Source organism: Symbiopectobacterium sp. Eva_TO, assembly GCF_053848865.1.
The window spans coordinates 2,924,991-2,937,422 of the sequence record NZ_JBSPEY010000004.1; the positions used below are offsets into that span (position 1 = coordinate 2,924,991).

General features: G+C 52.3%; 5 protein-coding genes and 6 pseudogenes. 3 read left to right on the top strand and 8 right to left on the bottom strand.

Annotated features, from left to right (window positions below; genetic code table 11):
* Positions 1-52: 52 nt before the first annotated feature.
* The 4 genes and pseudogenes from coaD to ACWWJF_RS17540 all read right to left on the bottom strand — a co-directional run bounded on the left by coaD (position 53) and on the right by ACWWJF_RS17540 (position 3,646).
* Positions 53-541: a pantetheine-phosphate adenylyltransferase gene (gene coaD / locus ACWWJF_RS17525; protein WP_455870152.1), complete on the bottom strand. Its 489-nt coding sequence runs from the start codon at positions 539-541 to the stop codon at positions 53-55.
* A gap of 22 nt (positions 542-563) precedes the next feature.
* A complete protein-coding gene (gene waaA / locus ACWWJF_RS17530) occupies positions 564-1,850 on the bottom strand; it encodes a lipid IV(A) 3-deoxy-D-manno-octulosonic acid transferase (protein WP_455870153.1) in 1,287 nt (428 codons plus the stop codon).
* A gap of 438 nt (positions 1,851-2,288) precedes the next feature.
* A pseudogene (locus ACWWJF_RS17535) lies at positions 2,289-3,050 on the bottom strand (IS3 family transposase); the annotation flags it as partial.
* Between the two features lie 296 nt (positions 3,051-3,346).
* Entirely contained in the window at positions 3,347-3,646 is a 300-nt protein-coding gene (locus ACWWJF_RS17540; protein WP_455869719.1) for a transposase, read from the bottom strand.
* Positions 3,647-3,744: 98 nt separating this feature from the next.
* Here ACWWJF_RS17540 and ACWWJF_RS17545 point away from each other — a divergent pair.
* Positions 3,745-4,373, top strand: a pseudogene (locus ACWWJF_RS17545) (transposase); the annotation flags it as partial.
* A gap of 309 nt (positions 4,374-4,682) precedes the next feature.
* Positions 4,683-5,231 (top strand): annotated as a pseudogene (locus tag ACWWJF_RS17550) (IS4/Tn5 family transposase DNA-binding protein); the annotation flags it as partial.
* Between the two features lie 57 nt (positions 5,232-5,288).
* Here ACWWJF_RS17550 and ACWWJF_RS17555 read toward each other — a convergent pair.
* The 4 genes and pseudogenes from ACWWJF_RS17555 to acrR form a co-directional block, all read right to left on the bottom strand.
* Entirely contained in the window at positions 5,289-6,329 is a 1,041-nt protein-coding gene (locus ACWWJF_RS17555) for an IS481 family transposase (RefSeq protein WP_455868673.1), read from the bottom strand.
* 146 nt (positions 6,330-6,475) lie between these two features.
* Positions 6,476-7,270 (bottom strand): annotated as a pseudogene (locus ACWWJF_RS17560) (IS4 family transposase); the annotation flags it as partial.
* A gap of 126 nt (positions 7,271-7,396) precedes the next feature.
* Positions 7,397-10,298, bottom strand: a pseudogene (locus ACWWJF_RS17565) (mechanosensitive channel MscK); the annotation flags it as partial.
* A 126-nt stretch (positions 10,299-10,424) separates the two neighbouring features.
* Positions 10,425-11,089, bottom strand: a pseudogene (gene acrR, locus ACWWJF_RS17570) (multidrug efflux transporter transcriptional repressor AcrR).
* Positions 11,090-11,231: 142 nt separating this feature from the next.
* On the opposite strand from acrR, the gene ACWWJF_RS17575 reads away from it, so the two are divergent.
* Positions 11,232-12,425 carry an efflux RND transporter periplasmic adaptor subunit gene (locus ACWWJF_RS17575; protein ID WP_455870154.1) on the top strand — a complete coding sequence of 398 codons (1,194 nt, stop codon included), beginning with the start codon at positions 11,232-11,234 and terminating at the stop codon, positions 12,423-12,425.
* Positions 12,426-12,432: the final 7 nt, after the last annotated feature.

Below are 12,432 nucleotides of genomic sequence, written 5' to 3' on the forward strand. Positions count from 1 at the left end.
TCGCATCGCGATTTTCCGGCGGAGGAGGCCTATCTATCCGCCGGGTTATATCTTACTTACCCTGCGCCAGTTTTTGCTTAAGCGCCGAGCCAATCGCATCGGGAAGAAAGTGTGAGACATCGCCACCGTGTCGGGCGATCTCTTTGACCAAAGAGGAAGAGATAAATGACCATTCTTCCGATGGCATCAGGAACACGCTCTCCAGGGTTGGCATTAAGTGAGTATTCATTTTTGCCAACTGAAGCTCATATTCAAAGTCGGATACAGCCCGCAGCCCGCGAATTAACACATTCGCTTGCTGCTGCTGGGCGAAATGCACCATAAGATCGGAAAATCCCACCACCTCAACATTGGTCAAATGTTGCGTTGCCTGCCGTGCTAATGCGACACGCTCGTCCAAACTGAACATCGTATTTTTACTGGGACTGGCGGCAATGGCTAACACGAGATGATCGAACAGACGTGAAGCGCGGGTGAGCAGATCCAGATGCCCATTGGTTAAGGGATCGAAGGTACCTGGGTAGATTGCTTTGGTCGCCATGGGAATCCTTAACACCAGAGGGTCAGATAGACGAGTTTGCACGTGGTGGAAGATAGGGCTCCAGCAGTGTCAGCAAGCGCTGAAGCGCTCCCTGATTCTGGTGCAGTACTTCTACCGCGTGTCGCCCATAATAGAGCCGGTAATCTTCATCCGTCAGCAGGCTGTTCACTTCTTTGACAATACTGTCAGCATCTTTAACGGTGATCAAACCGCCTGCTTCTGACAATTTAAGGCAAATATCTTTGAAGTTAAAGGTGTGCGGACCCATCAATACCGGGATGGCATGTGCAGCAGGTTCCAAAGGATTATGTCCTCCCCGTTCCACCAGGCTTCCACCGACAAAAGCGATGTCGGCGATGCCATACAGCATCATCAGTTCGCCCATGGTATCGCCAATCACCACTTGGGTATCAGTCGCCGGAACTTCGCCACTGCTGCGCAGGGTGTAACTAAAACCCAGGCTCTGGGTAAGTGCCTGAGTTGTCGGGAAACGCTCAGGGTGGCGAGGTACCAGAATCAACAGCAAATTGGGAAACCGGTTCAGCAATTCACGGTGCGCGGCCAAAATAATCGCTTCTTCACCTTCATGAGTGCTGGTTGCAATCCACACCGGGCGTCGAGATGCCCACTGACGCCGTAGTGCTACGGCTCTCGCAGCTAATTCCGGTGTGACAGAAATATCGAATTTCAGACTGCCAGTGACTGCTAAGTGTGAGCGCTGTAAACCGAGATCGATAAAGCGCTCACCATCTTCTTGATTTTGAGCGGCGATCAAGGTGGTGCGGCGCAGAATGCTACGAGTTAGGGAGCCAATTTTTTTATAGCCTGCCGCTGAGTGTTCAGAAAGCCGTGCGTTGGCAATAACCAACGGAATATTACGGCGGTGAAGTTCAGTGATAAGGTTTGGCCACAGTTCGGTCTCCATGATGATCACCAGTTTTGGGTTCACCTGATCAAAGAAGCGCTTAAGGGCACAAGGAAGATCGTAGGGGAGATAAACGTGGTAGACATCATTGCCGAAGGCAGACCGTACTCGCTCTGAACCGGTCGGCGTCATGGTGGTTACTGTAATCGGCAAAGAAGGGTAACGGTGGCGAAGCGCTCTTACCAAGGGAATGGCTGCCAATGTTTCGCCAACAGAGACCGAATGCAGCATGATACCGTTGGGTTTGACTTTCTCCGCACAGAATCCATAGCGTTCACTCCAGCGGCTACGGTAGGCAGGCGCTTTGCGTCCTCTTAGCCAAAGACGGAGCCAGATTAATGGTTGAATGAGGTAAAGCAAGATGGTGTAAAGGGTTTGCAGCATCGGTATTGGCTATTTTAGAGTTATCGCTGAAAATATTTTAGCTTTTTTGTTAAGGAATAACTATGGCACTGGCTATTAATTTTTTTGTTTAAGTTCCTGACTCGCTAAAATTTTTTTCGAGTATAAGGAGTTCTTTTTCTCTATCTCTAATTTTTTTGCTGGACAGCCAAAGTACATTCCCCATTCATTTAAATCTTTGGTGACGAGAGACTGTGCTCCGACGGATACTCACTCTTCAAGCGTTATATTAGGAAGAACAACAGTGCCAGAGCCGATGATAACATGTTTCTCGAGGGTAACTGTACCTTTTATCACACCTGTGTACTCTTCACTTATTGTTGGATTAGTCAGTTTCTTTCCTGAGTAGTCATCAGACTTGCTGTAAATTTTGACACCTTGTGAAAGGCCACAAAAATCTTTGATGATTATTTGTAGTGGTCAACTAATATTGGCCACCGCATTAGACTGTATGTAGAACAGTCGCTCAGATTCGTTTGGAGTTAAGCCGCCGTTATACCAGTGAGGCCGGATAGCGCTGTAATACCCCGTGATGTAGCGGATAATCGCGTCCAGGGCTTCGCTGAAGCTGTTGTAACCCTTTGTCGGCACCCATTCTGTCTTCAGGCTGCGGAAGAACCGCTCCATTGGCGCATTATCCCAGCAGTTACCCCGCCGACTCATACTCTGCTTTATCCGGCAGCGCCACAGGGCTTGCCGGTATTGACGGCTGGTATAGTGGCTGCCCTGGTCGCTGTGGAACATGACTCCTGTTGGTTGTCCCCGGAGTTCCCAGGCCATCTGCAACGCTTTAACTGTCAGCGCCGAGTCCGGCGACGTCGACATGGCCCAGCCCACCGGTTTGCGGGCGAACAGATCTAGCACCACCGCAAGGTAAGCCCAGCATTTGCCCGTCCAGATGTAGGTCACATCGCCGCACCAGACCTGATCCGGCGCGGTAACCGCGAACTGGCGGTTGAGATAGTTCGGTATTTCAACGTGTTCATTGCCGCCGCGTTTGTATTTGTGAGCCGGTCGCTGGCAGCTGGCGATACCCAGCTCCTTCATCAGCTTGCCAGCCAGCCAGCGCCCCATTTTGACACCGGAGCTGCCGGTGACGATGGTCGCGATACTTCGAGCGCCGGCAGAGCCGCCGCTGGCGTTCCAGGCTTCCATGACGCGGCTACACTTAACCACGCGCTCACCATATCGTTATACACATCTTTTGGCCATTTTTTGAACAGGATGCTCAGAACCCCGTGAATTAAGGCATTCAAGCCATCCCATTGGCTTTTTGAGGTTCAAAATGCCACTCTGAGATAAACCCGTAACTCATTGATTAAACAGTGCGTTAGAACGATGTGTATAACGATATGACTTAACCACGCGCTCACCGTCGGGTTCATTAGCGGAAGCCTGCCAGTGCCTGTAGCTGCTGCGATGTACCTCAAAAGTTTGGCACAACGCCGTGACCGGGTATCGCGCCCTCAGCCTGTCGACTACCGTGAACCGTTGAGTGAGTCCGACATTAAGAGCGCCGTAGCCTTTTTTAGGATTTCGTTCTCCATTTCAAGGCATTGGACTTTTTTCTTCATCTCACGCAGCTCGAGCTGTTCAGGGGTAAGAGGAAGTCCCGTTGGCGTTTTTCCCTGTCGTTCAAGGCGAAGCTTATTGACCCAGCGACTAATGGCAGAATGGCTGACATTAACCGCCTCTGCGGCCTTAACGTATGTGTAGCCGTGGTCGACAACCAGCTTTGCGGCTTCGAGCTTAAATTCCGCCGTAAAATGTTTACCCATGAGGTCACCTGTCGTGTTGATGAGGTGAGCATATCACCTCCGCTCAGGTGGCCAGTATCAGTGTGCCACTACAGTCTAACAATCATGCTAATTTTGAAATGACCGGGATCCTGTTAGGGCAAGAAGTCCGTAAGCGTAAAACTCCGCAAGAGAAAATCGCCATCATTCAGCAGACAATGGAGCCGGGGATGAACGTCTCCCATGTAGCCCGCCTGCATGGCATCCAGCCCAGCCTTTTGTTTAAGTGGAAGAAGCAATACCAGGAAGGAAGCCTCACCGCCGTTGCGGCCGGAGAAAAAGTGGTTCCAGCTTCGGCGCTGGCGACTGCCCTCAAGCAGGTCCGGGAGCTACAGCGCCTTCTGGGTAAGAAGACGATGGAAGTTGAGATCCTCAAAGAAGCAGTGGAGTACCGCCAGTCGCGAAAATGGATAGCGCACGCGCCCTTGTTGCCAAAGGACGGGGAATAGCTCTGGTCAGCCGCGCCATGAGCGTGTCGCGTGCGCAGCTGTCACTGCGGGTTAACCGTTCTGCCGACTGGCTGGACAGGCGCAGCAACCGGCGTAATGACGAAGCTGATGCTGAGATATTATCGGACATCCTCCGTATCATCAGCGACATGCCCAGTTACGGTTACCGCCGAGTGTGGGGTATCCTGCGTAAGCAACGTCGTGCAGAGGGACTTCCACCGGTGAACGCCAAACGGCTTTACAGGATAATGAGCGAGCATAACCCATATCGTTATACACATCTTTTGGCCATTTTTTGAACAGGATGCTCAGAACCCCGTGAATTAAGGCATTCAAGCCATCCCATTGGCTTTTTGAGGTTCAAAATGCCACTCTGAGATAAACCCGTAACTCATTGATTAAACAGTGCGTTAGAAAGATGTGTATAACGATATGAGCATAACCCACCTCGTTATACACAAGTCCGCAACGCCTTATATGCCAAGGGTTAGCGGGCTGAAATAGGCAGCCGGTGGGGTTGTAAATGAAGTGAAACCGACGTGTACTATCGCCATTTACGGCGCTGAAAAATGACACGGGATTCAGATAGCTGGGCACACCAAGAACTGGAAGGGGTAAATCTTGGTGACACGAGGCTCAATAAGCGCGCCAAAGGGCTTTTGATACGGCTGGCTGAGAATCCGCAAGCCAGCATTCCGCATGCGTGCCTCGGATGGTCTGAGACGCTGGGTGCTTACCGCTTCATGGAGAACCAAGCATTCGAATGGCGAGACATTCTGCAACCTCACTGGCAGCGTACGCAGGAAAGGATCCGAGAACACGAGGTTGTGCTGTGTATCCAAGACACTACCGAGCTTGACTTCAACGGGCAGCAAATCCAAGGCTTGGGTCCCTTGAACTACGAAGTCAGGCGTGGTCTGTACCTGCATCCGACCTACGCGGTCAGTCCGGATCGCGTGGGGTTGGGCGTACTGGATGCGTGGATGTGGGCAAGAGAGCCGAAGGATGCAGACGGAAAACGCGATGGGATCAAGGAGAGTACGCGCTGGCTCGAGGGATACGAGCGAGTTGCTGAACTCGCCTCGGAGTTGCCAAACACACGTCTGGTGTACTTAGCTGTATTAGCTCAGACCTGATCTGACAGTTACCGGTTATTTATACAGGTGTCTGTCAGATTAAATCTGGTTCAGATTTTTTTCTGCCCAGACTCGTTTACCATCAAGTAACGTGGCCATTGGCGTACGCCCGCAGCACATTTTACCCTGATGAGTTCGCTCATTATTGTAATGCCACAACCAGTTGTCCAGATCCTTTTGTAGACTTTCTAGGTCCTCGTATAACGTCTTACGGAACGCAACCTGATAAAAATCCTGCAAAATAGTTTTATGGAAGCGCTCGCAGATACCGTTTGTCTGCGGAGACATCGCTTTCGTTTTCGTATGGTCTATATCGTTGATAGCCAAGTACAGCTGATAGTCATGTTGTTCCACTTTACCGCAGTACTCCGTCCCCCTGTCCGTCAGTATTCTTAGCATTGGCAGCCCCTGAGCTTCGTAGAACGGCAGCACGCGATCATTGAGCAGGTCGGCGGCAGAGATCGGTGCTTTACTCGTGTAAAGCTTGCAGTGCGCCACTTTCGAGTACGTATCCACGAACGTCTGCTGGTAGATACGGCCAACACCTTTCAGATTACCCACGTAGAAGGTGTCCTGCGACCCCAGATAACCCGGGTGAGCAGTCTCTATTTCACCACAGGCTTCGTCGTCGTGCGCCTTCTTCTCCAGTGCAGCGATTTGAGCATCAGTAAGTACGATGCCTTCTCTGGCAACTTTTTCCTCAAGTGCCTTCAGGCGCTTACGAAAGTTTTCCAGATCGTGTCGTTGCCAGATGGAGCGCACACCGCTGCCAGAAATGAAGACGCCTTTTTTACGCAGCTGATTACTGGTCCGGTGCTGGCCATGAGCCGGGAACTCAATGGCGTAATCAACAACCGCACGTTCAGTGGCTTCATCAGCACGGTTTTTCAGGTTTGGAACCCGGCGGTTTTGGTTAACCAGAGCGTCAATGCCGCCTTCTGCCGCCAGTTCCTGATAGCGATAAAACGTGTCGCGTGACACCCCCATGATTTTACAGGCTTTTGATACGTTACCGAGTTCTTCGGCGAGATTGAGCAGGCCGGCTTTGTGTTTGATGATGGGATTGTTAGTATGAAGCATGAGAGTTACCTAGTGTTTTGTATAAGGATTCGACACCCATATCAAAACCGGTAACTCTCAACCTTTCAAGGTCCAGTGTCAGATCAAGTCGCGACTAATACAACTTAAGATACAAAAGCTGTCCGGAGATTGTGGGTCAAGATCACTGCCAACCCGCAACGCAGCGACACTCGCTTCACGCGCAGCGCCTGTTTCACCGTACGCGCCTTCTGCCCCGCGCGAGCCGCCATAACGAATTGGATTTCTCCCACCGGCACGGTCTTTCCAACCTTCTGCCAAAGCTTCTCATTACAGTCCAGACTGCGATTATGAGTCGAGCGGATCAACCAGTCAGCCGGAGTGCCAAGGTCATCAGCGAGCTGCATCAACGCCTTGATATCCGCTTCGCGATCGGCTAAGTACACCAGACGTGTGTTTGGCAACTCCGAGGCGAGTTCAGCAACTCGCTCGTATCCCTCGAACCAGCGCGTACTCTCCTTGAGCCCATCGCGTTTTCCGTCTGCATCCTTCGGCTCTCTTGCCCACATCCACGCATCCAGTACGCCCAACCCCACGCGATCCGGACTGACCGCGTAGGTCGGATGCAGGTACAGACCACGCCTGGCTTCGTAGTTCAAAGGACCCAAGCCTTGGATTTGCTGCCCGTTGAAGTCAAGCTCGGTAGTGTCTTGGATACACAGCACAACCTCGTGTTCTCGGATCCTTTCCTGCGTACGCTGCCAGTGAGGTTGCAGAATGTCTCGCCATTCGAATGCTTGGTTCTCCATGAAGCGGTAAGCACCCAGCGTCTCAGACCATCCGAGGCACGCATGCGGAATGCTGGCTTGCGGATTCTCAGCCAGCCGTATCAAAAGCCCTTTGGCACGCTTATTGAGCCTCGTGTCACCAAGATTTACCCCTTCCAGTTCTTGGTGTGCCCAGCCATCTGAATCCCGTGTCATTTTTCAGCGCCGTAAATGGCGATAGTACACGTCGGTTTCACTTCATTTACAACCCCACCGGCTGCCTATTTCAGCCCGCTAACCCTTGGCATATAAGGCGTTGCGGACTTGTGTATAACGAGGTGACCCTAACCCCACCAACAACGCGGTAACCAGCCACTGCAACTTGTCCCATGACACCCCGATAGAACTGAGCGAGGTGGTGGTGCCCACCTCCATGATCAGGTAGCTCAACATGGTGGTAATGGCGTAAGAGGTGCCCTGACGCAACTGCAAACGCGACAATACCAGCACTTCCAGCAAGCCCGGCAAGTTGCGCATTAACACATAGGCCACCACCGCGACGATGATCGACAGCATCAGATTGCCCAGCGTCACCGCCTGCAATACGGCATTGCCCGCCACGGTCGCGTTGTAATGCCACAGCATAATGCTGTCCAGGTAGGACATCACCGTGACCAAATCGGACCAAATCCAGTAGAGCACGCCGGAGAAAATCAGCAGCAACACCATGGTGGTCAAACGCAACGATTGCTGACCAATCTGATCCAGCGCCAACGGCGGTTCTGGTGCAGGTTCGCTGCCCTCTGCCCCTTCTTTATTCAGGTTCTGACGACGCGCCACTGCACGACGGTATGCCAATCGACGCGCCGCAACGCTCAAACCACGGATAGTGGTCAGATAAACCAGGTTCCACACCAGTAACAAATACAGACTTTCCACCCAACGCCCCAGCAGTCGCAGCGTGGTATAGAAGTAGCCGCACACCATGAATCCCAGTAAGACCAACGGAAGGATCGCCATCACGGTAATCACGATCAACCTGATAGTGTGTGTCTCTTTTTCCCGCCAACTGTCACGACAGAGCGGGAACACCAGAATGCCCAACAGGATCAGGTTGCAGAAAATCACAATCTGCCCGATCACGTCATCCACCAGATAGAGCGGTGCTTTCTCGCCGATAACCGACCAGAAGATCAACGGCAGCAGCGCTCCACCCAACCGCAGCGCCTGACGGCGGTAGTGGGCTGCCAGTGAAACGCTAAAATTGAAGTGCCGCTCACCGATACCGCCGGGTTTCATCGCCCGATAGAGCAAACCGAACACCAGCCACAGCAGCGCAAACTGCTGACTCATGCCCCACACGGCATCCCCGGCAGCACCATCACGGTTTCCAATAACAAGGCTTGCGGCGTGTGGCGCTGCGAATCCCGTTTTAGCTGCCCGACATCATTCGACAAGCGCTCGATATAACCGGCGATAAGACGCCGCCGCCAATAGATCAGCCCGCTCACCAGCAGCATCGGTACAATAAAAATTAGCGCCCGTAACGCTCCCTGACGCCAGTCATCCCACTGGAAAGCCAGATTGGAATGACGCACTTGTTGTTTCAATCCCCCGGGCAACTCTTTCAGCCAGGCCCAATCCATCGGTTTATTACTGCTGACCCAGAAAATCTGCTGCGTCAGCGTATGCTGCAATGACGCCGTGACGCTGACCAACTGCTGACGGTTGATTTGCAGGTTAATAGCAAGCATCAGTTGGTTGCCCAGTTGCTTATTAAGCTGGTCGAGCAGTTCACGCCGCGTATCAAGGATCTGGTCCAGCGCATCGTGCACTTCGTCATCCAGTGCAACGCCTTTGTTGGCCGCCATCAATTTGCTGATGTATTCGTCACCACGAAACAGCAGATCACGCTGCTGATTGATCTCAAACTGCTCCAGACGCAGATCGGCAATTTGCGTGCTCATGTCGTTCATGGAGGAGGCAGAAGGCAGGTTAAGCTGCTGCTGATACAAGATGTGGCTTTGTTGAATAAACAGATTTTATGCTACCAGCCCAGTAAAACGATTGTTTCCAGCAACGTAAAATCATGCAGTTAAGCATCATGAGAAAACGGAATGCCTGAGGTGATAAGCATTTTCTACCAAAATAGGCATAGTAAAACAGCACGATTCCCTATTATTCAACAAAGCCACAAAATGCGCGACAGCAACAAACTGCCCTTGAGCACGGTGACCTGCTCTTTAAGGTTACGTTCGGATTGCAGGGTGCGATCGAGCCAGTTCTTCACCTGAATGCTTTCCTGCACCAGAGTATTGCTTGACTGCGTCGCCGCAACCAGGAGCTGGCTGAGTTGGTGGTTGGTTGCCATCTCCGCTTTCACCAACGGGTTGTCCTGGATACGCTGCGTGTCTTCCGAGGTTTGCGCCTCTTTGGCGGTTTTCTCCGACAACGTTAGCCGTTTACCGTTGAGTACCCCTTGCAACGCCTGCACCATTTTCTCTAACTGATTAATCTGGGCAGAGGCATAGTCGCGCTGCTTCTGTAGCAAATCTTGCAGCGTGGTGTTCACTTCCAGGCTTTTACACTGTTGCTCCATTTGTCCCCCCACCAAGGCCTGCTCGGTTTGCAGCAGCGCTTGCTGGCTGGCGCGCAGCGCATTCTGACTGGCTTCCACGCCGTTGAGCTGGTTGCGAATCTGCTGGCTGCGCTGCGACAGCGCGGTTAATGCGCTTTGTACACGTTCCGGCTGGGTTTGCAGAGAGATCAACTGACTGTTGTAAGTCGAGAGGTTTTCCTGCGCCGACTGTAAGTTATCCAGCGATTCATTGAGACGGGTTTCCAATTGGCGCAACGAGAGCGACTCAAGCGATGCTGTGGCAACATCATTATTGCTTAACGTAGCCAGATCGTCTGCCGCCTGACGCAGTTTGGCGGGCGCTTGCGTCGCCTGTTGCTTTAGCTGTGCGGTCTCCTGGCGTACCCGATCAATGGCATCCAGATACTCAAGCGTGTGCGTGAGATCCTGCTGCGTCAGCTTATCGGCTTCCGTCAGGCTTTTCTGCTTGCCGAGCGCGTCCAGCCGTCCCTGAATCTCACTGCGCGTGGAAATGTCATTACTGGTCGCAGCCTGTGCAACAGTAGAAAATCCAATGGAAAATAGCACTAAAAGGGCAACGCAGCGGGAAACAATCGATAGAATACGCGGGAAATCAAGGCCGCGAGAGAGGGACTTGCAGTACATGATACGTCGTCAGGCATAAAAAGAATGGCGAAGAATATCACGGTTCTGCACGCTAACGCACGGAGCAAACCTGACGAAAAAGTAACGGTTCATTATAACGGACAGTGAGTTATAACAGATTGAATCTTACTCGGCGTTTTCTTGTAGAGGCGTGACGAGCGGCAGTCTGAGTGCCGGGCTGAAACGCAGCATATCAATAAAGCTGTCTACCAGGGTTGGCGCCTCCTGATGGATATCAAAGCTTTCAGGCAGAAACAGCCAGTTCTCCAGGATACCGGAGAAATAGGCGCGCAACGTCACGGCGGCACGACGCAAATGCAGATCGGACGGCAGAAAACCCAGTTGAATACTGTGATTGAGGCTATCCTCAATCTGTTCATAGCAGGAGAAATAGAGCGCCTTGCGTGCGTTATACGACGGTAACATTTCACCGACAAACTCACACTTATGGAAATTGATCTCCATTATCGAGCGCCACTGGTTGTCGGTCGTCGTCAAACGCAGCATATAGATCAGTAGCTCACGCATCACATGCAGTGGATTATCAGGGAATTTTGCCTGATACTCAGATTCGAAATCGTTGATTTTCGTCTCGGACAACGTCCAGATTGCATCAAACAACTCAGCCTTGTTTTTGAAGTGCCAATAAATCGCGCCGCGCGTGACGCCTGCGGCGGCAGCGATACCCGCCAGCGACGTGGCGGAGACGCCGAACTCGGAGAAGAGGCGTAAGGCCGTATCAATAATGTGTTGTCGTGTTTCCTGGCCTGCTGTTTGGTTTTTCGTGCCATGGAGCTGTTTTTTAAAGGAAGCGTGATTTACATACATTCGCGAATGTATGTAACATAACACGCTTGCAGGATTATCGCAGAAATGGGTTTTAGGGCTTGTGATCCATTGGTCAAATTCAAATCGGACACTTGAGGTTTATTTATGAACAAAAACAGAAGGCTTATGCCTCTGGCGGCAGTCCTGATGCTTTCTGGCGGCTTAGCGCTCACCGGGTGTGATAATAAAAATGAAGGTCAGCAGCAAGGCGGCCAGCAAGCGCCTGAAGTCGGCATTGAGACCCTCAAAACGCAACCGCTGAACGTGATTACCGAACTTCCAGGGCGCACTAACGCATTCCGCATTGCCGAGGTTCGGCCTCAGGTGAGCGGTATTATTCAGAAGCGTCACTTCGTCGAAGGGAGCGACGTGAAAGCGGGCACCTCTCTGTACCAGATTGACCCGGCAACCTATCAGGCGGCTTACAACAGCGCGAAAGGCTCGCTGGCGCAAGCACAGGCTCAGGCAGAAATCGCTCTCTTGACGGTGAACCGTTACAAACCGCTGGTTGGCACCAATTATGTCAGCAAGCAGGATTACGATCAGGCATTGTCAACACAGCGGCAGGCAGAAGCCAGCGTACAAGCGGCACAAGCCTCTGTGGATTCTGCGCTGATCAACCTGAACTACACCAAAGTGCTCTCCCCTATTTCAGGCCGCGTCGGTAAATCGACGGTCACCGAAGGGGCATTGGTGGCTTCCGGTCAGGCGACGGCGTTGACCAGCGTTCAGCAACTCGACCCGATCTATGTGGATGTGACGCAATCCAGTAATGACTATTTGCGACTGAAGCGTGAGCTGGAACAAGGCACGTTGAAACAAGCCGGTGGCAAAGCTACCGTACGTTTGTTGCTGGATAACGGCACTGAGTATGCACAAAACGGTACGCTGGAATTTTCTGATGTCACGGTAGATGAAACCACGGGGTCTATCACCCTGCGCGCTATCTTCCCGAACCCACAACATGATTTGCTGCCCGGCATGTTTGTACGTGCACGCCTTGATTCAGGTGTGAACAATGACGCGCTGCTGGTGCCGCAACAAGGCGTGACGCGCAATCCGCGCGGTGAAGCCACCGCCATGGTTGTTGGTGAAGGTGACAAGGTTGAAACACGCACGCTCACGACAGCCCAGGCTATCGGCAGCAACTGGCTGGTGACCTCCGGCCTTAAAGCAGGTGATCGTCTTATCGTGACTGGGTTGCAGAAAATCAGACCGGGCGTGCGCGTCAGAGCAAAAGAGACGGCACCTGGGAATGGTGAAGAAAAACCTGCGCAGTCTGAACCCGCGAAGTCTTAACAGGAGC

Coding starts and splice junctions, on each gene's coding strand:
- ACWWJF_RS17575 (WP_455870154.1), top strand. CDS start 11,232: ATGAACAAAAACAGAAGGCTTATGCCTCTGGCGGCAGTCCTGATGCTT.
- coaD (WP_455870152.1), bottom strand. CDS start 541: ATGGCGACCAAAGCAATCTACCCAGGTACCTTCGATCCCTTAACCAAT.
- ACWWJF_RS17540 (WP_455869719.1), bottom strand. CDS start 3,646: ATGGGTAAACATTTTACGGCGGAATTTAAGCTCGAAGCCGCAAAGCTG.
- waaA (WP_455870153.1), bottom strand. CDS start 1,850: ATGCTGCAAACCCTTTACACCATCTTGCTTTACCTCATTCAACCATTA.
- ACWWJF_RS17555 (WP_455868673.1), bottom strand. CDS start 6,329: ATGCTTCATACTAACAATCCCATCATCAAACACAAAGCCGGCCTGCTC.